Here is a 23,129-nt window from a genome sequence, read left to right on the forward strand (position 1 = left end):
TGCTTATCGGACCGGAAAACTGGTCTTCTCCCAACCGCCAACATACTATTGAGAGCAACCTATGCTGGTCGACTCACATTGCCATCTGGACCGCCTGGATCTCGGCCCCTATGACCAGGACTTCGGTCGCTGTGTCGCAGAGACCGTCGCCGGGGGCGTGCAGCAGATGCTCTGCGTTTCCATCACGCTGGAGAAATATTCGGCCATGCGCGCACTGGTCGAACCCCACCGGGAAATTGCTGTATCGGTCGGGGTGCACCCCAACGAGGAAAACTGTCACGAACCGACCGTCGAGGAACTGGTGGAACTGGCACGCGACTCCCGCGTGGTTGCCATCGGCGAAACCGGTCTCGACTATTTTCGCGGCGAAGCGGACAGGCGAGCCCAGCAATCGCGTTTCAGAACCCATATTCGGGCGGCGATCAAGGCCAACAAACCTCTGATCATCCACACGCGCGAGGCCCGGCTCGATACCCTGACGATCCTGCGGGGGGAGGGTGCCGATGCCGTTGGCGGTGTGCTGCACTGCTTTACCGAGGATTGGGATACCGCACGAGCCGCCCTGGAGTTGAATTTCTACATCTCGCTGTCGGGAATACTTACCTTCCGGAATGCGGAGTCACTACGCGAGATTGCCAGGAAACTGCCGGAAGACCGCGTGCTGATCGAGACGGACTCCCCTTATCTGGCGCCCATTCCCAAGCGGGGAAAGCCAAACTATCCGGCCTATGTGCGTTATGTTGCCGCTTGCCTCGCGGAATTGCGCGGCCTGAGCCTCGAGCGCATGGCCGAGCTTACGACCCGCAACTACCACGATTTATTCGGTTCCGGGCACGCCTGAAGCGGCCCGAACCAGGCTCAGGGTTGCGTCCAGTCGACCAGTCCCCACTGCCAGGTGGCGATGACGACGAGCCCGAAGGCAATGCGATACCAGGCAAACAGCGTGAAATCGTGGCTGGCGATATAGCGCAGCAGCCAGCGCACGCAAACGAAAGCCGAGACGAAGGCCGAGATGAAGCCCATCCCCCACATGCCGAGATCGTCCAGGTTCAGCAGCGCCCGCTCCTTGTACAGCTCATAGAGCGTGGCAACGATCAGCGTGGGGATGGCCAGGAAGAATGAGAATTCGGTCGCGGCCTTGCGGGAAAGTCCGAACAGCAAACCGCCGATGATGGTCGAGCCCGAGCGCGAGGTCCCCGGGATGAGGGCAAATGCCTGGGCCAGGCCCATTTTGAGGGCATCCATGGCCCTCATCTCGTCGACCGACTGGATGCGGATCCGGTGCGTGCGCTTCTCCGCCCAGATGATGACCAGCGCGCCGAGGATGAACGCCAGCGCGACCGGTATCGGCTGGAACAGGTGGGCCTTGATGGCCTTGCCGAAGGCGAGGCCGAGCACTGCCAGCGGCAGGAAGGCAATCACCAGGTTGATGACGAATTGCCGGGCGGATTTTTCTCCCGGCAGGCCCTTGGCCACCCCCCAGAGACGGCTGCGGTATTCCCAGCAGACCGCCAGGATCGCTCCCGACTGGATGACGATCTCGAACAGTTTCCCCCGCTCGTTGTTGAACCCCAACAGGTCGCCCGCCAGGATCAGGTGGCCGGTGCTGGAAATCGGGAGGAATTCGGTAAAGCCTTCGACCAGCCCGAGTATCAGGGCCTTGAGCAGCAGGAGGATGTCCATTCGGAGAATCGGCGGTTGGCTGTGATGGGGGTGAAAAGGCTGACCGTGGCAGGCACGCGGCTCCCTCTCGGTCGCGAGCAAACCGTCCGGCTGCCGACGGCAAAGGCGCGCATTTTGCCAGACTCGGGTATCCACCGGGGAAATCCCGCATCACATCGATGGCAACACTCTGTCGATGGCTGCCCCGATAGTGGATGCCACCGGACAATGATAGGCTCCACCCCTGTCAATATTTCCCCGGCGATGCCATGACCTCCAACGTGCTGGTGCTCAATTCCGGCAGCTCCTCCGTCAAGTACCGCCTGTTCCGGAGCGATCGGATCGAGGATGGTCATCCGCTGGCATCCGATGTGATCCAGCGCATCGGCGAGCCCGATTCTCCGATACAGGATCATCGTCAGGCCATCCGGCAAATAGTGCAGAGGCTGGAGGACGAGGGCTGCCTGGGTGCCGGCGAACTGCGAGCGGTAGGCCATCGTGTCGTGCATGGCGGCGAAGCGTTCGACCGGGCGGTGGTGGTGGATGAGCCCGTGCTTGACGCGATCCGCCGGTCGGTGGTCCTGGCGCCCCTGCACAATCCCGCCAATCTGCTCGGGATCGAGGCTTGCCGCCAGCAGTGGCCGGCTGTGCCGCAGGTGGCCGTCTTCGATACCGCGTTTCACCAGACGCTGCCGGAAGCGGCCTTCCGCTATGCGATTCCCTCCGCGGCGTACCGGGAGCACGGCATCCGCCGATATGGCTTTCATGGGACTTCCTTCGCCTACATTACCCGGTATCTGGCAGAGCACTGGGGCCGGCCGCGTGCCGAACTGAACCTCATCGTCCTGCACCTCGGCAATGGCGCCAGTGCCTGCGCCATCCGCAACGGTCGCAGCATCGACACTTCCATGGGCATGACGCCGCTCGCCGGGCTGATGATGGGAACCCGCTGTGGCGATATCGATCCCGGCGTGCTGCTTTACTGGCAGGAGCAGCTGGGCGCGGGCGCCGCCGAGGTTTCCTGCTGGCTGAACCGCGACAGTGGTCTCAAGGGAATCGCCGGCACCAACGACATGCGTGACGTTCTGGCCGCGTCCGGGGCAGATCCGGCCGCGGATCTCGCCCTGGCGATGTATGCCCATCGGCTGCGGCACTATATCGGCGCCTATCGGGCGCAGCTGCCACAGCTCGACGCCCTGGTCTTCACCGGTGGCATCGGCGAGCATGCGGCACCGGTGCGCGAGCATGCCTGCCGAGGGCTGGAACACCTGGGCTTCTGCCTCGATGCGGACGCCAATCGCCATCCACCGGCGGGCGTGGCCGAAATCCAGGCGATGGAATCGCCCGTCAGGATACTGATCGTGCCCACGGATGAAGAGGCGGAAATCGCCCGCCAGTCGCTGGAGGCGCTGGAATCGCATCGGCGCAAGACCTAGGCGCGGTTGACGCGCCCCGCTTCACAGGAAACCTCCTTTATGACCCGTTCCGTCTACATCAGCACGGCCGAACCCGGTAGCGGCAAGGTTGTCATCGCTCTCGGCCTGGTCGAACTGGCCCTGCGCCAGACCACCCGCGTCTGCTTCTACCGCCCGGTTATCCAGCAGCCCGTCCATGGTCCCCGCGACGAGGACATCGACCTGATTCTGCGTCACTTCAACCTGCCGCAGATCTACGAGGAGTCGTTTGCCTGGTATTTGCCGGCACTTCAGGAGCGGCTCGGCAATCACCGCGAGGATGAGGTACTCGAGCGCATCATCGAGGGCTACAAACGCCTCGAACGGCAATACGAGTTCATCCTGATCGAAGGCACCGACTTTCTCGGCCATATCCCGGCGCTGGAGTTCGACCTCAACGCACTGATCGCCCGCAACCTGGCCGCGCCGGTGCTGGTGGTCGGCAATGCTTCCGGCCGCACCGTGCGCGAATCCATCGATGCCATCCACCTTGCCGTCGACGCCTACGAGGAAAAGAGCTGCCAGGTGGCGGGCGTGGTCCTCAACAAGGCCCAGCCCGAGGCCATCGAGCCGTTGCGGCAGGGTCTGACCGATGAGCTCGGCGTGGCCGGCAAGCTGGTGGCGGTTTTTCCCTTCGATCGCGTCCTGGAGGCGCCGACGGTTCGCGAGGTGGCCGAGCAGCTCGGCGCGCGGGTGCTGTTCGGGCGCGAGCGGCTGGACAACCTGGTCAGCGATTATCTGGTTGCCGCCATGCATCTGCAGAACCTCCTGGCCTGGCTTGAAAGCGACCAGCTGATCCTGACCCCCGGCGATCGTGCCGATGTCCTGCTGGGCATCATCGAGGCCGATCGCTCGGTCAACTATCCGCGTCTGGCGGGCTTGGTGCTGACCTCCGGAATCCAGCCCGATCCGGAGGTTTTCCAGCTGGTCGAGGGGTTGCGGGAGTCGCTGCCCATTCTCAGCGTCGGCGAGGATACCTACACGGTCGCCTCACGGCTGGAGCGCATCCATGCCGGCATCAAGCCGGAGGATCAGGACAAGATTCAGCGTTCGCTGGCCCTGTTCGAGCGACATACCGATCTCGACTGCATCGTGCGGCAGTTCGACGCCTTGCCTGCCGGCGGCATGACGCCGCGCATGTTCACCTACAACCTGGTCCAGCAGGCCCGCAGCCATCCCCAGCGCATTGTCTTGCCGGAAGGCAGCGAGCCACGCATTCTCAAGGCCACCGCCGACCTGCTGGCGCGCGGCATCGCCGACATCATCCTGCTCGGCAGCCGGGAAGCGATCGAGCAGGCCGTCCGGACGCATGGGATCGATCTGGACCTGGCGCACGTCCGCATCATCGAACCGGCGCGCAGTCCCCTGCTGGAAACCTACGCCCAGACCTATTACAGCCTGCGCCGCCACAAGGGCATGACGCTGGATACCGCCCGCGACTGCCTGCAGGATGTCGCCTATTTCGGCACCCTGATGGTCTACCATGGCGATGCCGACGGCATGGTTTCCGGCGCCGTCCACACGACCCAGCACACGATCCGTCCGGCTCTGCAGATCATCAAGACCCGTCCCGGGTTTTCCATCGTTTCCTCGGTATTCTTCATGTGCCTAGAGGATGGCGTCGTCGTCTATGGCGACTGCGCGGTGAATCCGGATCCGACCGCCCGGCAGCTGGCCGAGATTGCCGTCAGTTCGGCCGATACGGCGCAAGTCTTCGGTATCGAGCCCCGTGTCGCCCTGCTGTCCTATTCGACCGGCGAATCCGGTGTGGGCGCCGAGGTGGAGAAGGTGCGCGAGGCGGCGCGCATCGCCCATGCCCTGCGCCCGGAACTGGCGCTGGAGGGACCCATCCAGTACGATGCCGCCGTCGACGAGGGTGTGGCCGCCCTGAAGATGCCCGACTCGGCAGTGGCCGGTCATGCGACCGTATTTGTTTTCCCCGATCTCAATACCGGCAACAATACCTACAAGGCGGTGCAACGCGAGACCGGCGCCATCGCCATCGGCCCCATCCTGCAGGGTCTGCGCAAGCCGGTCAACGATCTGAGCCGGGGGTGTACCGTTGACGACATCATCAATACCGTGGTGATCACCGCCATTCAGGCGCAGCAGAGCCATGCCATGCCTGCCGCCATGTCCGGGGAGACCCAATTTCTGGAACGGCGCCCGGACAACGAACCGGCCTCGTGCCGACCTTCGCAACCAGCTGGATGACTGCCATGAAACAGATAGTCGCCTATGGGTTGGTCCTGGTGGTCGCGGGCTGCTCGCAGCAGCCCGCCGAATCACCGGTGGCCAGGGTTGCTGCCCCGTCCCCCGGGCAGGCCAGGACCGGGAAGGTGACCCGGGAGATGATCCTGCTCGATGGCGGAAGCTGCGATGCAGCCGATGTCTGCCACGATCGCAAGAGCCAGCGGAATTACGACTGCGATGTGCCGTTCTATTGCGTGCCCATGCAGTGACGATCGTCGCCCGCCCGCACCGGGCACAGGCGACAGCTGGGGGCTTCCGCTTGATCCGGAGAATCCACCACCACCCGGCACCCGGGTACTCAGGATTCCGGAATGGTTCAGACGGAGAGATGCCGTCGGCGCTGCCAGTAGCGGCGGCTCCAGGTCAGGACATACAGTAGGCCGCTGAGCGTGGTGGTCAGGGTGACGGCGCCGACCAGCGTCGGAATGCCGGCAGTCGACAGGTGCGGCCAGTGGGGCTGGACCAGAATCACGAAGACCAGCAGCAGCTGGCAGAAGGTGTTGAGCTTGCTTAGCAGGGAAGGCTGGCCGTCGAACGGCTCCAGCAGGAAGTAATAGGCGAGGGCCCCCAGAAAGATGATGCCGTCGCGGGCGATGACCAGCGCCGCGAGCCAGCCGGGAATCAGGCCCAGCCAGGCCAGGCCGAGATAGCTCGAGACCAGCAGCAGCTTGTCGGCGATGGGATCGAGATACGAGCCCAGCCGCGACTGCCAGCCGAAATAGCGGGCCAGGAAGCCGTCCACCCCATCGGACAGGCCGGCCACGGTGAACCACACCAGCGCGCGGTCGAACTGGCGCGTCAGCAATGCCTCGACGACCGGCAGCACCAGGAAAATGCGAGCGATCGAGATCAGGTTGGGGATGTGGCGCGCTGGCAATCTCAGCATTCCGGCTCCGGTAGGCGTCGAAGCGTGCGAGGCATGTAAAATAGCACAATCATTCCGGCGCCCTGCCCGATGAGCTTCCTATGCAACCCCACGGTTCATTCGCCCCGCTGCGGCGGCCGGCGATAACCTCTACTGGTCGGAGACCCTGAGCTTGAATTCCACCGAGACCGACGTATCCCTGGACTACCGCAGCGCCGGTGTCGACATCGAGGCGGGCAACGCCCTGGTTGAACGCATCAAGCCCGTGGCGGCCGGAACCCGCGTGCCCGGTGTGCTGGGCGGCCTCGGCGGATTCGGTTCGTTGTTCGAACTGCCGCTGGACCGGTACCGGCAGCCCGTGCTGGTGGCCGGCACCGACGGGGTCGGCACCAAGCTCAAGCTGGCCATCGAGTCCGGGCGACATGCGGGCGTCGGCATCGACCTGGTCGCCATGTGTGCCAACGACATCGTCGTCCAGGGTGCCGAACCCCTGTTCTTCCTCGACTACTATGCCACCGGCAAGCTGGATGTCGAGGTTGCCGCCGCGGTCATCGGCGGCATCGGCCGCGGCTGCGAACTGGCAGGTTGCGCCCTGGTCGGCGGCGAAACGGCCGAGATGCCGGGCATGTACGCCGCGGGCGATTACGACCTCGCCGGCTTCTGCGTCGGGGTGGTGGAAAAGTCCGCCATTCTCGATGGCTCCCGCGTCCGGGCCGGCGACCGGTTGATCGGACTCGCTTCCTCCGGCCCGCATGCCAATGGCTACTCCCTGATCCGCAGGATCCTGGAACTGTCCGCGGGTCGACCGCTGCCGGATATCGATGGCCGGCCCCTGCTGGATTGCCTGATGGCGCCGACCCGGATCTACGTCAAGAGTCTGCTCCGGCTGATGCAGGCGCTGCCGGTGCATGCGCTGGCGCACATCACCGGCGGCGGCATTACCGAGAATCTGCCCCGCGTGCTGCCGAAAGGCACCGAGGCGCAGGTCGATCTTGCCGCCTGGAGGCGCCCGCCCGTGTTCGACTGGCTGAAGACGCAGGGCCGTGTCGCCGAAGCGGAGATGCTGAAGACCTTCAACTGCGGCATCGGCATGATCGTGATCGTGGCGCCCGGCGATGTGCCCGAGGCGCTCCGCATGTTCGAGGGGGCCGGCGAGACCGCTGCCGTCATCGGCGAAGTCGCGGCTGCCGAGGCGGATGCCGCACCGGTTGTCCGCTACCGCAACGCCTGGTAGGGGGTAGCGGCATGCAGGAAAGACTCAGCATCGTGGTGCCGGTCCACAACGAGGCCGACAATGTCCGCCCCCTGATCGAGGAGATCGATGCCGCCGTGGCAGGGCTCGGCCCTTGTGAAATCCTGTTTGTGGATGACGGCAGCAGCGACGACACCCTGGCGCGCCTGATCGCCCTGAAGCCCGAATTTCCGCATCTGCGCGTCATCCAGCATCGGCAATGCTGCGGCCAGAGCACGGCGCTCAGGACCGGCATCGTTGCCGCGAACGGATCGGTCATCGCGACCCTGGACGGTGATGGCCAGAACGATCCCGCCAACATTCCAGCCCTTTTCGATGCCTGGCAGGCGCTCAGGCAGACGGCCGGCTGGGCGTTGATCGCCGGTTACCGCCGGCACCGCAAGGACACGGGCTGGCGCCGGTTTTCCTCGCGGTTTGCTAATGGCATCCGCGCGGCACTGCTGAAGGACGCGACCCCGGATACCGGCTGTGGCCTGAAGCTGTTCGATCGCGACCTGTTTCTGGCCATGCCTTATTTCGATCACATGCACCGTTTCCTGCCCGCCCTGGCGCAGCGCGCGGGCGCCCGGGTACAGTCGGTCGAAGTCAATCATCGTCCGCGCCTGCGCGGGCAGTCCAAGTACGGCACCTGGCATCGGCTGTGGGTCGGCATCTGGGATTTGCTGGGGGTCATGTGGCTGCAGCGGCGCGCCCACATCCCCGACATCCGGGAGATTTCCGCCGCTTCTCTGGAATCTTCCGCCCGTTCAACGCTGCCAACGTGAGGTGAACGCCATGCGTCATTCATCGATCCTGCTGAGCTCTTGGCTGGCTCTGGGGTTGTCCGGTCCCGTGTGCGCCGAGGAAGTGCCCATGCCGCCCCGGCAAACCCTGCTGGAGCAGTCGGTCGAGTTGCCGAGCAACAAGGTCAGGGCGAGCGTGTTCCGCTTGACCCTGCCCAAGGGCTACAAGACGCCCCAGCATGTCCATGAGGGACCGGGGCCCCGCTATGTGGTCAAGGGCCGCGTCAAGATCGAGGAGGGCGGACTGGCGCGGGAGTACGGTCCCGGCCAGGTTTTCTGGGAGAGCGGCGCCGTCATGACGGCGGAGAACGTCAGCGAGGCCGAGGTCGAGCTGGTCGTCTTCGAAATTGCCCCCCAACCCTGACCATGACGACATTTCCCGACATGACATCCCTACGCATCCCGAACCCGGGGCTGCTGCTGGCAGCCCTTCTCATGCTCGCCGGGCCGTCCGGCGTCCGGGCAGCCTCCGAGCCCGAGCTCCAGCAGGAATGGCAGCCCACCACGCTGAGCGAGGCAACCCTGGCCAAGGTCAACCAGGGCGTCGAGGCCTACCAGAAATGCCTGAACGACGAGACGCGAGCGCACTACCAGGACAAGGATGATTCGCGTCGGGTCACGGACCTTATCCTGCGCAACTGTGAATCCAGGCTGACGGCCATCACGTCCGCCTTCGACGCCGAAAAGGTGCCCGGCGCCATTTCCGACCGCTATGTCCGCAGCAAGCGCTCGCGGGCGGCCCAGCAGGTGGTGCGGGTCGTCATGCAGGCGCAGGCGGCGCGCTATTCGGAAACCCATCCCTGACCGCCCGGGCCGGCGCTGCCCGGCCACGTCTGCCGAAGAGAGAACCACAACCCCGCCTTGCCTGCAGGCAAGGCGGTTTCATGCTGCGAGGTAACGAATGGAAATTGACATCAACCTGATACCGGCGACACTGGACGTCGTCCATGTTGGCCTGGCCGGCCTGGCCGCCGTGTCGCTGTTGCTGAGCCTTTTGCTCGCCATCATCGCGATCGTGGCCCTGAGGCGGAAGCCGGCGCCACTGCCCGTACCCGCCCCTGCGCCCGTCCCGCCGGTCGCCCCGAAGTCCCAGCCCGTCCCGTCTCCCCAGCCGGCCCGCAGCGAGCCCGTCAAGCCGGTGGTGATTCGCGAGTCCACGCCGGATGCCGCGTTGCAGCTGCTTGGCCTGTTGCAGCAGGAGGCGCGCTTCATCGACTTCGTGCAGGAGGACATTGCCCGGCATGCCGATGCTGACATCGGTGCCGCCGTGCGCGTCGTGCACGAGGGGTGCCGCCGGGTGCTGAAGCAGCATTTCGAGCTGGAGCCGGTGCGCACCGAGTCCGAAGGCAGCCGTGTCACCCTGCCCAAGGGCTTCGATGCCTCGTCGGTGCGGGTCTCCGGTCATATCGTCGGCGAGCCGCCGTTTACCGGCGCGCTCATCCATCGCGGCTGGCGTGCCAGCCGGGTCAATCTGCCCAAACTGGCCGACGGCCATGATGCGCACGTCCTGGCGCCGGCGGAGGTGGAACTGTGAGCGAAGACATCCGCTATGCCGTGGGCATCGACCTGGGCACCACCCACAGCGTGGTGTCCTACGCCGCCCTCGACGAGGTCGATGGCGAACAGGTGGCCCTGACGGTCCTGGACCTCCCGCAGCTCACCGCGCCCGGCGTCATCGATGAAAGGAAGCAGCTGCCGTCCTTCCTCTATCTGCCGCACGAGGCCGAACTGGCAGCGTCCGACAGGGTTCTGCCCTGGGACAGTCAGCCCGAGCATGTCATCGGCGAACTGGCGCGCCAGCTCGGCAGCAAGACGCCGATCCGGCTGGTGGCCAGCGCCAAGAGCTGGCTGTCGCACGCCGGGGTCGATTGCCGCTCGGCCCTGCTGCCGTTGCAGTCGCCGGAAGAGGTCCCGCGCGTGTCGCCCCTGGACGCTTCCATCGCCTACCTCCGGCACATGCGCGATGCCTGGGATCAGGCCTTCCCCGACGCGCCGCTGGCGGAACAGGATCTGGTGATCACCGTGCCGGCCTCGTTCGACCCGGCTGCCCGCGAACTGACGGCCGAGGCGGCCCGCACCATCGGTCTCAACCAGGCGGTGTTGCTGGAGGAGCCGCAGTCGGCGCTGTACAGCTGGATTCAGGCCAGCGCCGGCGGCTGGCGCGAGCAGGTCAAGCCCGGCGAGGTCATCTTGGTCGTTGACGTCGGCGGCGGCACCACCGACCTGTCGCTGATCGCCGTGACGGAGGATGACGGCAACCTCAGCCTGAACCGCATCGCCATCGGCGACCATATCCTGCTGGGCGGGGACAACATGGATCTGGCGCTTGCCTATGTGCTCCGCGGCAAGTTGCAGGCCGAAGGCAAGCGCCTGGAGCCCTGGCAGTTGCAGGCGCTGACCCATGCCTGCCGGGACGCCAAGGAGACCCTGCTGTCGGACGAGGCACCGGACGAGGTCGCCATCGTCGTGCCCAGCCGGGGATCCTCGCTCATCGGCGGCGCCCTGCGCACCAGCCTGACCCGCGAGGAAGTCAACCAGGCCCTGGTCGAGGGATTCTTCCCGTCGGTGGAACTGGGCGATCATCCCGTCGCGCAGGCGCGCACTGGCCTTACCGCGCTGGGTTTGCCCTATGCCCAGGACGCCCGTGTCACCGCGCATCTGGCCGCCTTCCTCAGCCGCCAGCTGGGCGCGACCCGGGAGCTGGCCGGCTTCGAGCCGGACGGCAATGCCAGCTTCCTGCATCCCACCGCCGTGCTGCTGAATGGCGGCGTGTTCAAGTCGGCCGTGCTGTCCGGTCGCCTGCTGGAGGTGCTGAACGGCTGGCTGGCCGAGGATGCCGCTCCGGCTGTCCGGCTGCTGCAAGGCGGTGATCTGGATCTTGCCGTGTCGCGCGGCGCCGCCTTCTATGGTTGTGTCCGCCGGGGTCGTGGCGTCCGCATTCGCGGCGGCACGGCGGCGGCCTACTATGTCGGCGTCGAGAGCGCCATGCCGGCCGTGCCCGGCTTCCCGCCGCCGCTGGAGGCGCTGTGCATCGCACCGTTCGGCATGGAGGAGGGCACCGAGGCCGACCTGCCGCCCTACGAGTTCGGCGTCGTCGTCGGCGAGCCGGTGCATTTCCGCTTCTATGCATCCACCGTCCGCCGCGACGATGTCGTCGGCACCCGCCTGGACTGGTGGCCCGAGGGCGAGCTGGAGGAACTGCCGGAAATCGAGGTGGTACTGTCGGCCGAGCAGCACCGTCCTGGCGACATCGTGCCGGTGCAGCTGGCCGCGCGCGTGACGGAAGTCGGCACCCTGCAGCTGGAGGCGGTGGCCAAGACCGGCGGGCAGCGCTGGAAGGTCGAGTTCGACGTCCGCGCCGAGGGCGAATCCGCCACCGAGGCGGTGGCCTGAGTCCCGCCCCCGGAGCGAGCGGCGTCATGGCGCCTCAGGACGACCCCGCCTGGCTGGTCGGCATCGATCTTGGCACGACCCACACCGTGGTCGCCGCCTGTCCGCTGACGGACGGGGAGGCGGATCCGGCGATCGGCGCCTTCGCCATCGAGCAGCTCGTCCGGCCCGGCGAGATCGCGGCCCTGCCCCTGCTGCCTTCCGTCCGCTATCACGCTGCGCCGGATGAGCTGCCGGCCAGCGATCTGGCCTTGCCCTGGCCCACCGGGGCGGCGGCGGATCATCGGCCCGTCGTCGGCGAGCTGGCCCGGCGGCTCGGCGCCCGCACGCCCGGCCGGCTGATCGCCAGCGCCAAGAGCTGGCTGTCGCATCCCGCCGCCGATCGTGCGGCGCCGATTCTGCCCTGGGGAGCGGCGGATGGCGTGCCCCGGATATCGCCGGTCGACGCCAGTGCCAGCTACCTGGCCCATGTCCGCGCGGCCTGGGACGCCAGCCATCCCGACGCGCCGCTCGCGCGGCAGGCACTGGTGATCACGGTGCCGGCGTCCTTCGACGAGTCGGCCCGGACCCTGACGCTGGAAGCCGCGCGTCTGGCCGGCCTGCCGCGCGTGAGGCTGCTGGAGGAACCCCAGGCGGTTTGCTACGACTGGCTCTGGGAGCATCGGCACCGGTTGCAGGCGCAGCTGGCGGTGGCCAGCCTGCTGCTGGTCGTCGATATCGGCGGCGGCACCCTGGACCTGACCCTGATCAGCGTCAGTCCCGGCCCATCCGTCCCGCAGCTGAACCGCATCGCGGTCGGCAACCATCTCATGCTCGGTGGCGACAACATCGATCTGGCACTGGCGCACCAGGTCGAGCGGCAGCTGCTGGGCGAGGAGGGCAGGTTCTCCGCCGGCGAGCTGTCGCAGCTGGTCGAACAGTGCCGCCTGGCCAAGGAGCGCCTGCTGGCCGGCGACGCCCCGGAGGCTGTCACTGTCACCCTGCTGGGCAGTGGCAGCCGCCTGATCGGCTCGGCTCGATCCGCCGAACTCCGCCGCGAGGCGGTACAGGCGCTGGTCCTGGACGGTTTCTTCCCGCTCGTCGGCCTGGGCGAGCAGCCCGAGCGCAAGCGCAGCGGCGTCGTCGAATTCGGCCTGCCCTATGTGGCCGATCCCGCCGTCACCCGGCATCTGGCCGCCTTCCTCGGCGAACACCGTCATGCGGCCCGCGAGGCGCTGGGCAGCGCGGCCGACATACCGGTTCCCGATGCCCTGCTGCTGAATGGCGGCGTCTTCCGCAGCCCGCTGGTGGTCAGGCGGCTCATCGAGCAGCTGCGCACCTGGGGCCGGCGGGAGCCGCTTTGCCTGGCCAACGACCGGCCCGAGCAGGCGGTGGCGTTCGGCGCCGTGGCCTACGGGCTGGCGCGTCGCGGCCATGCCGTGCAGCGCATCGGCGGCGGCGCCGCGCGCAGCTATTTCCTCGCCGTCGATGCGGCTGCCGACGGTCGGCCGCAGGCGGTCTGCATCCTGCCACGCGGCACCGAGGAGGGTCACGAGATCGTGCTGACCGATCGCGGCTTTCTGCTGACGCTAGGGGCGCCGGTCCGCTTCACCCTGCTGGCGGCCCGCGACGACGCGCGCCCCGAGGCCGGCGCCGTGGTGCTGGCCGACGACGAGCACCTGCAGACACTTCCGCCGCTGGCGGTTGCCCTGGCCGCCGACGATCCGGCGGGGCCGCGGGAGCGTGCCGTCCGGGTGGCGGCGTCCCTCAGCGAGCTGGGCACGCTGGATCTCCAGTGCGTCGCGCTCGATGACCCGGCCCAACGCTGGCGCATCGAGTTCCAGCTGCGCGGCCGCTCGCCGGTCGTGTCGGCCGATCTCACCTCGCAGCACCCGCGGCTGGAGCCGGCGGTGGCGGCGATTCGCGAGGTATACGGCAGGAAGAGCAAGGCGACCGACCCCAAGGCCGTCAAGGGCTTGCGGGCGCGGCTGGAGAAGATACTGGGGCCGCGCGACGGCTGGGGGACGCCACTACTGCGCGATCTGTTCGCCGTCCTGCTGGATGGCCTGCCGCACCGTCGCCGCAGTCCCGATCACGAGCGGGTCTGGTTCAGCTTGGCCGGCTATGGCCTGCGGCCGGGGTTTGGCTATCCGCTGGATGACTGGCGCAGCGACCAGCTGTTCGCCACTTACGGGCAGGGCCTGCAATTCGTCAACGAAACCCGCAACTGGTCGGCATGGTGGACACTCTGGCGGCGTGTGGCCGGCGGACTCGACGAGGCCCGGCAGCTGATCCTGCTGGACGACATCGCGCCCTACCTCAACCCGGAAACCGCAAAGCGCGGCAATACCGCCACCCTGGGCAAGAAACGCTCCTATGAGGACATGGTTCGCCTGGTGGCGATCCTGGAACGCCTGCCGGCGGAGACCAAGTCGACGGTGGGCGGCTGGCTTCTGGAGCGTCTCGCTAGGCCGGGCGAACCGGATGCCTGCTGGTGGGCGCTGGGCCGGATCGGCGGGCGGGTGCCGTGGTACGGCAGTCCGCATGCCGTGGTGCCCAGGGCCACCATCGAGGCCTGGCTGGAGCGGGTGCTGCAACGCGATTTCCGCCGGGAGCCGCCGGCCGCCTTCGCCGCCACCTTGCTGGCGCGCAGGAGCGGCGACCGCGAGCGCGACATCGATGCCGCGCTCAGGGCGCGCGTGATCGAGACGTTGCGTGCCGGTCGGGCGCCCGAGTCCTGGGTGTCCCTGGTGGCCGAGGTGCAGGCGCTCAGCGAGGCCGACGAGCAGCGCATGGTGGGCGAGTCGCTGCCGTCCGGTTTGCGGCTGATCGGCTGAGTCGTTCCGCCGGGGATGGCCATCGTCCGACCGCGCGTCCACCGATCGGTGCTTGCCGGCCTGCTGCTGGCCGGCACGCCGGCTGCGCCGGCCTTCGAACCCGCTCAGGGGCAATTCCTGGCCCGGCAGGCCTGTGCCGCCACACGCGGCATCCGCGGTCCGGCGGATGAGGTTGCCATCCGTCCCGGTGAACATTACGCGATGCTCGGCTTCAATCGTCCGGGTGGCGAATTCGTGCAGGTTCGCATCCCCGGCGCCCGGCCGGAAACCCGCTGGGTGGCCATGGGTTGCGGCGACTGGCAGCCGGGCGTTGCCGCCAGCCCGGAGGCGCCACCCGGGCAGACCTCCGAGCAGAGCTGGTTGCTGCTGGCGCTGAGCTGGCAGCCGGCCTTCTGCGAGATTCGGCCCGAGAAAACCGAATGCCGCGCCCAGACGCCCGAACGTCATGACGCCGCGCATTTCAGCCTGCACGGCCTCTGGCCGCAGCCCCTTGGCCGCGAGTACTGCCAGATACCGGCGACGCTCCGGATGCTGGACGAGCACCGCCGCTGGCAGGCCCTGCCCCCGGTGGCGCTGCAACCCGAGACCCGCCAGCGGCTGGAGGAACGGATGCCCGGCGTGGCCTCGGGGCTGGATCGGCACGAGTGGGTCAGGCATGGCAGCTGCTACGGCGGCGATGCCGAAACCTACTTCCGGACCGCATTGGCGCTGGTCGATCAGGTCAATCGTTCCCCCGTGCGGGATCTGGTGGCGGCACGCCGCGGGCAGCGTGTGACCCTTGCGGAATTGCGCGCCGCCTTCGAGCAGGGCTTCGGTGCCGGGACCGGCGCGGCGCTGGGGCTGCACTGCGAAGCCGACGGGGATCGCCGGCTGGTCAGCGAAATCCGCATCGCCTTGCGCCAGCCATCGACGACGGCGCCGCACCTGTGGGAGACCCTGGACCGCGCGGCGCCCCGGCAAGGCAATTGCGAGGCAGGCCTGGTCGATCGCGTCGGGCCCGACTGAGTCCGGACCTCGTTGCCTGTACGCGATGCCATCCTGCATCGCTTACAATCCCGAACTGTCCCGACATTGCCCACCCGATCCATCGACATGCAAATCCTCAAGCGCACCCTGCTGCTCCCGCTGATGGCCTGTTCCGCCTGTGCCGGACTGCCTTCCGATCCCCTGGGCCTCAACACCCCCCCGGCAGCGGCGCCGGCGAACGCCGGCAGCGAAGCCAGCCAGTGCTCGGACAGCCTGCGGGCAATCGGCAGGCTGAAGATGCAGACTCCCGCCAAACCCGGCGGCCCCGCGGTGGACACGCTCTATTGGTGCACCAAGGCCGCGGAGAAGGGCGATGTCAGGTCGCAGTACATCCTGGCCGGTCTCTACGAACGCGGGGTGGGCGTGCCGGTCAGCCTGACCGATGCCTTGCGCTGGTACCGGGCGGCGGCGGACAGCGGCTATGCCGAGGCGCAGTTCAAGGTGGGCCAGTTCTACGGCCGCGGCCAGGGCGTTGCCCAGGACCGGAACGAGGCGACCCGCTGGTACATGAAAGCCGCCGGGCAGGGCCTGCCCGATGCCCAGTACTACATGGGCTACCGCTACGAGCATGGCAAGGGCATCGCCCAGAGCTACACCGAGGCGGCCCGCTGGTACCTGAAGGCTGCCGAGCAAGGTAATGTCTCGGCCATGGACGGACTCGGCGGGCTCAGCCTGGCCGGGCATGGCATGCCGCAGAATCAGCTGGAGGCCTACAAATGGTTCAATCTCGCCGCGGTGTCGGGCGCGCCGGAGTTCGTTGCCAACCGTGACCGGGTCGCGGCCGGACTGACGCCCGCGCAACTGGCTGAAGGCCAGCGGCTGGCCAGCGAGTGGGCCAAGCACCATCCCATCGGCAAGGCGCCCACACCATGATGGGCGGCGCCGGGCGGCCGGAGCGGGACTGGCCCGATCCCGCCGCGGCTTGATTCAAGCCGCCTCCGGCACGTAAAATCGCCACCTCCCAGGGCGGGTGTAGTTCAATGGTAGAACTTCGGCTTCCCAAGCCGATAGCGTGGGTTCGATTCCCATCACCCGCTCCACTTCGACTTTCCAGGGTCTTCCGCCGAACGCCAGGGAACGTCGTAAGTCATTGTCAGGATTGAGGATTTTCACCCAATATCGATCCACTGACATCCAGCGAAATCCACTCACAGCCGGTTCCAACTGGTACGTTGAGTGGTACATTGGCAATGCGGAGGTTCCCAAAACCGTATTGTTGCTGGAGGAGCCGGGGTTCCGTCGGGAACATGGCATCCAACTCGTTTCGCAGGAGTTGGGCTCATGCTTTCAGACCTCCAGGTTCGACAGGCCAAGGTGACCGGCAAGGCGTATTCGCTTGTCGATTTCGACGGTCTCTACTTCCATATCTCAGCCACCGGCTTCAAGGCCTGGCACTTCCGCTTCACTTGGGGCGGCAAGCGCGAGCGCATGTCCTTCGGCGGCTATCCCGCGCTTTCCCTGAAAGATGCCCGTCATCTGCGCGACGAGGCCCGGGCCATGCTGGCCAAGGACATCAACCCGCATTCGGAACGCAAGCGCAAACGCCACGTGATTGTCCTGGCGGGCGAGCACACCTTCCAGGCCATCTACGACAAATGGCTGGCCCACCGCAGCCTCTCTCTGGAAAATGAGGGCCGCCAGAGCACGCCCAAACAGATCGGGCGCGTCTTCGCCAAGGATGTGTTTCCCGTATTGCGCCACCTGACCGTCTACGACGTCACTCGCGCCCACCTGCTGGACATCATCGGCAGAGTGGAAAAACGTGGCTCGCTGTCGGTCGCCGAGAAGCTGCGCACCTGGTTCAGCCAGCTATTCACCTACGCCTCGGTGGTGGTGCCCAACATGGGCGACAACCCGGCCAAGGATTTGGATGTGGTGGCGATGCCGCTGCCGCCGGTGGAGAACAACCCCTTTTTGCGCATGCCCGAACTGCCGGCCATGCTGCAGACGTTGCGCAAGTACAGCGGCCGCCTGAATACGCAACTGGGTCTACGTCTGCTGCTGCTCACGGGCGTGCGCACCGGTGAATTGCGCTACGCCACGCCCGATCAGTTCGATCTGGAGCGCGGTCTGTGGATCATCCCGGTTGTCAGGCTCAAGCAACGCAAGCAGCTCACCAAGAAGAAGCGCCAGCGTTTCGCCGACATCCCGCCGTACATCGTGCCACTGTCGTTGCAGGCACAAGAAGTCGTTCGTCATCTGCTGGGAAATCTGAAGCCAGCGCAGGTCTATCTCATCCCCGGTGATTGGTGCCTGAAAAAACCTCTCAGCGAGAACACGCTCAATGGCGCGCTCAAGCGCATGGGCTATGAAGATCAGCTCACTGGGCACGGCGTTCGCGCCACCGTATCGACCGCGCTCAATGAATTGGGCTATCCGCCCAAGTGGGTAGACGCCCAACTCTCGCATGCCGATCCGGATCGGATCAGCGCGACCTACAACCACGCCGAGTACGTCGAGCAGCGCCGCGTCATGATGCAAGACTGGGCCGACCGCCTGGACTTGTTCGAGCAGAATCAGCTCGAAGTTGCCAGCACGCACCTGACCATCACGCTGCAGGGTCTGCCCACGATTGCCGGACAGGCGGCAGCGCAGCCGCCCGCCCTGAATCCAAACGCCCCTCAGTTGATCGTTGCGCCTGCACCGGATGCGCCAGCGGTTCCAGCTTCCGTCTATCGACTTTCGGCGGTGCATCTGCCCGAGTACGCGCGACCCACGCTGTCAGAGGTGCAGCGCGAGCGCTTGCAATTGCTGGAGATGTTCGAGGCATCCCACAACCTGTCGGTGGCCGACTACGCCAAGCTGGTTGGCAAGTCCCGCCGCTGGATCACTTACGAGATTCAGGCTGGCAATCTCCTGTCGATCCATCTGGGTCACCGTGGACAGCGCGTCCCGGACTGGCAACTCGACCCCATCAAACGCAAGCTGATTCAGGCTGTCCTGAAGCTGGTGCCGCGCGGCATCGACACCTGGCACATCTATCACGCACTGCTGCGGCCATACGATGCCCTGGGCAAGTGTCCAGTCATCGAGGCAGTCGATCCGACCAACCTGCATCTTGCAGCTCGACTGGTCGCCGCACATGCCATAGAAACCGATGAGCTTGCAGAGCAATCGGAAGTATCTCCGGTGCTGGCCAGGCAGACTGTAGAGCGCCTGGTAAAAACGGCAATGTTGGTTGATACGCCCGAAGATCTGGTCGCCCGTTGAGCTGAGGCCGGACGGCAGCCCGTCCGGTCAAGGTCCAAGCAGGGAACCAATAGGTCGATCGTTGCATGACCACCCGCCAACTCGCGATTTCCAAGTATTGGCAGGCAGTGTTTAGCGTCGAATCTGCGCTTGGCAGTCACCATAGGCGACTTCTCTGTGATGCTATCTCGCTATATCAGTATCCTGATCGGATATGACGCCAGCGGATTTCCGCAGCCAATCCCAAGCCCCGATCAATAGATTCCGACCGCTCGCAGCTTTTTCAAACCGCTGCCGTATCAGACCATACCGATACGGTTTTGCGTGAACCGCCACTTCTCACGATCCTGATAGCGCAAGCGTCACTGTCGAGCCGCGACGGACGCTCGCTTTTCTTGTGCTCAATGGATTTTTGTACATCGAGCACACAACGCCTACTCGTTGCGCGAACTGATCAGAAGTAATCAAAAGCGGGCGTCATCACTCGCGTCTTGCGCGGACAACAGGCCGACCATGGGGACGGCTGCAAAAGCAGTCGGCCCTGTAGTTCTTCTCCTGGAAGGAGACGGAGCATGCACGAGAACAAAAATGATGCACCAACATCAAAGGTGTTCTACCGCCCGCTCGAAGCGTCCATCCGCTGGGCCGGACTGCTGCGATACGAGCAGGTGATTCTGGCTTCGGTCTCGTCGCCGATGAATCTGCCGCAGTCGCTGGACTGCCCACGTTTGGGCGAACTGCGGCTGTACACCGACCGCATCTATGACGGCATCCTCAACGGGGAACTGCCCTTCGGGCAGCACGGCATCACGACGCGCGACACCACGTTGATCGAATCGCCTGATCTGACGGTGCGCCATGTCGATCTGAAGTGCTGGATGCGCCAGCACTACCCCGAGCAGCGGCCCGGCTTTCTCTTCTCCCGCAGCGAGCGCATCACCCATCCCTTCATCTCTCTGGAAACAGGGCAAGCCATGCTGGTCGAACGCCAGGCTTTGAAATCCGTCCTGGAACAGACCAAACGTCAGCTTCGCGAGTTGCAGGACAAGCATGACGCGCTGCTCAAGCAGCCCACGGTGATTCCGGCATGCGCGCAGTGTCCGATCAGTGATCGAGCCGAGGCCACCTACCTGAACATCGTTGGCGGCCTGTTGGAGCTGATGCTCGGCCAGTCGCCATCGGGCACGCCGTACTCCAGCTTCAAGACGCAGGAGGCCGTGGTCAGCGCGCTGGTCGCCCATCACAGCGGCGCCATGGGCATCGCGGAGCGGACATTGAACGGTAAGTTTGCCACCGCCAGGCGCCGGCTGCGTAGCGCCTCCCGCTGAGATTTGCCAGCTTGTATGTGCAGTCGCGGAGATTGCATTTGCAATGTCTTTTCGCAGCCGTGTCTATTGAATAGAGGTCACGCCAACAAACGCCGCTGAGCGTTCAGGAGTGACTGCCATGTCGCAAACATCTGTACTGCAGCCAAACGAGCGCCGCATCCTGCGCTTGGAAGAAGTCGAAGCGAAATCAGGTTTCAAGCGCGCCCACATCTACAACCTGATGAAGAAACGCCAGTTCCCGCAGGCCCTGCGTCTGGGCGTGCGCGCCGTGGGCTGGGACTCCATCGAAATCGATCAGTGGATCGACGAGCGCGTCAACAACCGGGCCTGACCCGTTCTCCCGCGGACTTTTCATCTTGACACGGAGAACGCCATGCAGGTCGTATCCATCATTTCAACCAAAGGTGGGGTCGGCAAGACTACCACCGCTGCGAACCTCGGCGGTCTCGCTGCGGACGCCGGACTGCGCGTGCTGCTGCTCGACCTCGATGTGCAGCCCACCTTGTCCTCATACTATGAGCTGGCTCACCGCGCGCCGGGCGGTATCTATGAATTGCTGGCCTTCAACGAGCGCGACCTCGACCAGCTTGTGTCCCGCACGATCATCGCGGGCCTGGACTTGGTGCTCTCCAACGACCACCGAGGCGAACTGAACACTTTGCTGCTGCACGCGCCGGACGGGCGCTTGCGGCTGCGGCATCTGCTTCCGGCGCTCAATCCCCTCTACGACCTGGTGCTGATCGACACCCAGGGCGCGCGCTCGGTGCTGCTGGAGATGGCGGTGCTGGCCTCCGACCTCGCACTGTCACCCGTGACCCCGGAAATTCTCGCCGCCCGCGAGCTGCGGCGCGGCACCATGCAGTTGCTGGAGGACATTGCACCGTACCGGCAGCTGGGCATCGCGCCGCCGCCGCTGCATCTGCTCATCAACCGCGTCCATCCGGTGTCCGCCAACGCCCGCCTGATCCAGCAGGCGCTGCGCGATCTGTTCCAGGACCATGCTGACATCCGTGTGTTGGCTACCGACGTGCCGGCCATTGAGGCTTATCCGCGTGCTGCTACGCGCGGCCTGCCGGTGCATCGGGTCGAGTACCGCCAGCCAGTGGGCAGAGTCGCTCCCGCCGCGCTCGCCACCATGCGCGATCTTGCCGGCGAATTGCTCCCGCAGTGGCAGGATCGATTTGCCGCAGTGTCCGGCCGTCCGCCACAGCCTCTTGATACCAGGAGGCCCCATGGCCAACGCACATGAACTGGCCCGAGGTCACAGCCGGCTGCGCGCCCTGATCGAGTTCGCCGTGGGCGAAGGCTGGCACGTCAAGCGCACGGCGGGCGGTCACCTCAAGTTCACCAAGTCAGGCTGCGCCGCGATCTACACCAGTTCGACGGCCAGCGATCACCGGGCAGCCCTCAACGCCCGTGCGCAGATCCGTCGCGCCGAGCGCGAGACCCGATCCCAAGCGCAGGGGGGCGGCCATGACTGAGATCACTTCCCAGCAGATGGCCGGCAAACTGCTTGCGTCCGGGTTCGAGCGCAGCGGCCCGTCAGCAACGACCTTGAGCGACCCGATCGCCGACACGCCCATGGTCGTGACGCTCGACCAATTGCGCCCCTACGACCACGACCCGCGCAAGAAGCGCAATCCGGTGTACGAGGAAATCAAGGCATCCATCCGCGAGCGTGGTCTGGACGCGGCTCCGGCCATCACCCGGCGGCCCGGCGACGATCACTACATCATCCGTAATGGCGGCAACACGCGACTGGCAATCCTGCGCGAACTCTGGTCGGAGACCAAGGACGAACGATTTTTTCGGGTCTCATGCCTGTTCCGCCCGTGGCCCGAGCGTGGCGAGATCGTCGCGCTCACCGGGCATCTTGCGGAAAACGAACTGCGCGGTGGCCTCACCTTCATCGAGCGGGCTTTGGGCGTCGAGAAAGCGCGCGAATTCTACGAACTGGAAAGCGGCTCCACCCTGAGCCAGTCCGAGCTGGCCCGCCGCCTGGCCGCCGACGGATACCCCGTGCAGCAGTCGCACATCAGCCGGATGGCCGACGCAGTACGCTACCTGCTGCCCGCAATCCCGACCGTGCTCTACGCCGGCCTGGGGCGTCACCAGGTCGAGCGGTTGTCGGTCATGCGCAAGGCCTGCGAGCGCACCTGGGCGCATTACGCCAAAGGCCGCTCACTGGTTCAGGACTTCGACGAGTTCTTTCAGGAAGTGCTGTCGCAATTCGATGTCCAGGCCGACGAGTTCTCTGCGCAGCGCATACAGGACGAGCTGATCGGCCAGATGACCGAATTGCTGGGTGTTGATTACGACGTGCTCGCTCTGGACATGACCGAATCCGAGAGCCGCCAGCGCGCCTTGGTCAGCGAGCCGACGCCGCCCTCGACGCCGCCTGCCCTGCCAGAGCCAGAGGCCATTGCGCGCCCACCTGCCGATACTGCGCCACCTGCTGCGAGGCCGACGGCAACTCCCTCGACGGGCGAGAGCGACGCGGAAGCCAGTCATTCGGACGCGGTCAGCCCGGCGACAGATGGCGACCGGCTTCAGGAGCACATCGTCTCGCCGGCGCCGACAACGGAACGGCTTGAGTCCATCCAGCGCATGGTCGCCGACCAGTTGGGCGATGCACTGCCGCACGACTTCTCGGCGAATGTCTTGCAGTCCATCCCGGTGCAGGCTGGTGGGCTCTATCCGATCTCGGATGTCTGGTACATCGCCCCCGGCCTGGACACACCCGAGCACCTGCGCATCCACGTCGCGCAGTTTGCCCGCGAGATTGCGGGCGAGGCACACCTGGGCGAGTGCATCGATGACCGTCCAGAAGGCATCGGCTTCGCCTGCCGTGCCCATACCTCAAGCCTGGCGCCAAAGGGCCGTGCCGTCCATGCGCTGTTGGCTTGCCTGGCCGGTCAGCAGCCCGCCGACGTCGGTCTGGACAACGGGCAACTCGTCATCGACCTGCCGGCGCTGCTGCACGGCCAGGGCGACGTAACCCGACGATTGAGCGACACCGCGCTGGTCAAGCTGTTCCGCCTGCTGCGACTGGCCCGCCGCCTGCTCGATCTCGAAGCCGGCGCTGCGGACTCTGGAACCTAAGCGAGGGAGG

Annotated in this window: 21 protein-coding genes and 1 tRNA gene; 20 read left to right on the forward strand and 2 right to left on the reverse strand. The window is 65.9% G+C overall.

What is annotated here, in order from left to right:
• Positions 1 to 61 precede the first annotated feature (61 nt).
• Positions 62 to 841: a TatD family hydrolase gene (locus tag ACYQ1H_RS01090; RefSeq protein WP_460026280.1), complete on the forward strand. Its 780-nt coding sequence runs from the start codon at positions 62 to 64 to the stop codon at positions 839 to 841.
• 17 nt (positions 842 to 858) lie between these two features.
• Here the strand turns inward: ACYQ1H_RS01090 and ACYQ1H_RS01095 are convergent, their stop codons facing one another.
• The gene (locus ACYQ1H_RS01095; RefSeq protein WP_460026281.1) at positions 859 to 1,683 is read right to left on the reverse strand and encodes an undecaprenyl-diphosphate phosphatase; all 825 of its coding nucleotides are present in this window, start codon (positions 1,681 to 1,683) and stop codon (positions 859 to 861) included.
• A gap of 248 nt (positions 1,684 to 1,931) precedes the next feature.
• Here ACYQ1H_RS01095 and ACYQ1H_RS01100 point away from each other — a divergent pair, with 248 nt between their 5' ends.
• The 3 genes from ACYQ1H_RS01100 to ACYQ1H_RS01110 are packed head-to-tail and all read left to right on the forward strand — an operon-like array spanning position 1,932 to position 5,578.
• Positions 1,932 to 3,098, forward strand: coding sequence for an acetate/propionate family kinase (locus tag ACYQ1H_RS01100; RefSeq protein WP_460026282.1), 1,167 nt, complete (start codon positions 1,932 to 1,934; stop codon positions 3,096 to 3,098).
• Between the two features lie 39 nt (positions 3,099 to 3,137).
• Complete coding sequence (gene pta, locus ACYQ1H_RS01105; protein ID WP_460026283.1) at positions 3,138 to 5,330, forward strand: phosphate acetyltransferase; 2,193 nt, start codon at positions 3,138 to 3,140, stop codon at positions 5,328 to 5,330.
• 5 nt (positions 5,331 to 5,335) lie between these two features.
• On the forward strand, positions 5,336 to 5,578 hold the full coding sequence (locus tag ACYQ1H_RS01110) for a hypothetical protein (protein WP_460026284.1): 243 nt from the start codon (positions 5,336 to 5,338) through the stop codon (positions 5,576 to 5,578).
• Between the two features lie 107 nt (positions 5,579 to 5,685).
• Here ACYQ1H_RS01110 and ACYQ1H_RS01115 read toward each other — a convergent pair whose 3' ends face one another.
• A complete protein-coding gene (locus ACYQ1H_RS01115) occupies positions 5,686 to 6,255 on the reverse strand; it encodes a CDP-alcohol phosphatidyltransferase family protein (RefSeq protein WP_460026285.1) in 570 nt (189 codons plus the stop codon).
• A gap of 151 nt (positions 6,256 to 6,406) precedes the next feature.
• On the opposite strand from ACYQ1H_RS01115, the gene purM reads away from it, so the two are divergent.
• The 16 genes from purM (at position 6,407) to ACYQ1H_RS01195 (ending at position 23,119) form a co-directional block, all read left to right on the forward strand.
• Positions 6,407 to 7,468, forward strand: coding sequence for a phosphoribosylformylglycinamidine cyclo-ligase (gene purM / locus ACYQ1H_RS01120; RefSeq protein ID WP_460026286.1), 1,062 nt, complete (start codon positions 6,407 to 6,409; stop codon positions 7,466 to 7,468).
• Between the two features lie 11 nt (positions 7,469 to 7,479).
• Positions 7,480 to 8,250, forward strand: a complete 771-nt coding sequence (locus ACYQ1H_RS01125) for a glycosyltransferase family 2 protein (protein ID WP_460026287.1) — start codon at positions 7,480 to 7,482, stop codon at positions 8,248 to 8,250.
• A gap of 10 nt (positions 8,251 to 8,260) precedes the next feature.
• Positions 8,261 to 8,632, forward strand: a complete 372-nt coding sequence (locus ACYQ1H_RS01130; RefSeq protein WP_460026288.1) for a cupin domain-containing protein — start codon at positions 8,261 to 8,263, stop codon at positions 8,630 to 8,632.
• Between the two features lie 20 nt (positions 8,633 to 8,652).
• A complete protein-coding gene (locus ACYQ1H_RS01135; RefSeq protein WP_460026289.1) occupies positions 8,653 to 9,072 on the forward strand; it encodes a hypothetical protein in 420 nt (139 codons plus the stop codon).
• A 97-nt stretch (positions 9,073 to 9,169) separates the two neighbouring features.
• Positions 9,170 to 9,802 (forward strand): DUF2760 domain-containing protein, encoded by a 633-nt coding sequence (locus ACYQ1H_RS01140; RefSeq protein WP_460026290.1) that lies wholly within the window; start codon positions 9,170 to 9,172, stop codon positions 9,800 to 9,802.
• Positions 9,799 to 11,661 carry an Hsp70 family protein gene (locus ACYQ1H_RS01145; protein ID WP_460026291.1) on the forward strand — a complete coding sequence of 621 codons (1,863 nt, stop codon included), beginning with the start codon at positions 9,799 to 9,801 and terminating at the stop codon, positions 11,659 to 11,661. The genes ACYQ1H_RS01140 and ACYQ1H_RS01145 overlap by 4 nt, the downstream gene beginning before the upstream one ends.
• Positions 11,662 to 11,687: 26 nt before the next feature.
• Positions 11,688 to 14,474, forward strand: a complete 2,787-nt coding sequence (locus ACYQ1H_RS01150; protein WP_460026292.1) for an Hsp70 family protein — start codon at positions 11,688 to 11,690, stop codon at positions 14,472 to 14,474.
• A 15-nt stretch (positions 14,475 to 14,489) separates the two neighbouring features.
• Positions 14,490 to 15,479 (forward strand): ribonuclease T2 family protein, encoded by a 990-nt coding sequence (locus ACYQ1H_RS01155; RefSeq protein ID WP_460026293.1) that lies wholly within the window; start codon positions 14,490 to 14,492, stop codon positions 15,477 to 15,479.
• A gap of 66 nt (positions 15,480 to 15,545) precedes the next feature.
• On the forward strand, positions 15,546 to 16,373 hold the full coding sequence (locus ACYQ1H_RS01160) for a tetratricopeptide repeat protein (RefSeq protein WP_460026294.1): 828 nt from the start codon (positions 15,546 to 15,548) through the stop codon (positions 16,371 to 16,373).
• A gap of 93 nt (positions 16,374 to 16,466) precedes the next feature.
• Positions 16,467 to 16,540, forward strand: a tRNA-Gly gene (locus tag ACYQ1H_RS01165).
• A 241-nt stretch (positions 16,541 to 16,781) separates the two neighbouring features.
• Positions 16,782 to 18,710, forward strand: a complete 1,929-nt coding sequence (locus ACYQ1H_RS01170; protein ID WP_003158602.1) for a tyrosine-type recombinase/integrase — start codon at positions 16,782 to 16,784, stop codon at positions 18,708 to 18,710.
• Between the two features lie 551 nt (positions 18,711 to 19,261).
• Positions 19,262 to 20,017, forward strand: a complete 756-nt coding sequence (locus tag ACYQ1H_RS01175; RefSeq protein WP_003158603.1) for a hypothetical protein — start codon at positions 19,262 to 19,264, stop codon at positions 20,015 to 20,017.
• Between the two features lie 118 nt (positions 20,018 to 20,135).
• Entirely contained in the window at positions 20,136 to 20,348 is a 213-nt protein-coding gene (locus ACYQ1H_RS01180; RefSeq protein WP_003158604.1) for an AlpA family transcriptional regulator, read from the forward strand.
• Positions 20,349 to 20,390: 42 nt separating this feature from the next.
• Positions 20,391 to 21,266, forward strand: a complete 876-nt coding sequence (locus tag ACYQ1H_RS01185; protein ID WP_003158605.1) for a ParA family protein — start codon at positions 20,391 to 20,393, stop codon at positions 21,264 to 21,266.
• Entirely contained in the window at positions 21,250 to 21,498 is a 249-nt protein-coding gene (locus tag ACYQ1H_RS01190) for a hypothetical protein (RefSeq protein ID WP_003158606.1), read from the forward strand. Before ACYQ1H_RS01185 ends, ACYQ1H_RS01190 begins: the two co-directional genes overlap by 17 nt.
• Positions 21,491 to 23,119 carry a ParB family protein gene (locus tag ACYQ1H_RS01195; protein WP_003158607.1) on the forward strand — a complete coding sequence of 543 codons (1,629 nt, stop codon included), beginning with the start codon at positions 21,491 to 21,493 and terminating at the stop codon, positions 23,117 to 23,119. Before ACYQ1H_RS01190 ends, ACYQ1H_RS01195 begins: the two co-directional genes overlap by 8 nt.
• Positions 23,120 to 23,129: the final 10 nt, after the last annotated feature.

Source organism: Methyloparacoccus murrellii (genome assembly GCF_054657115.1).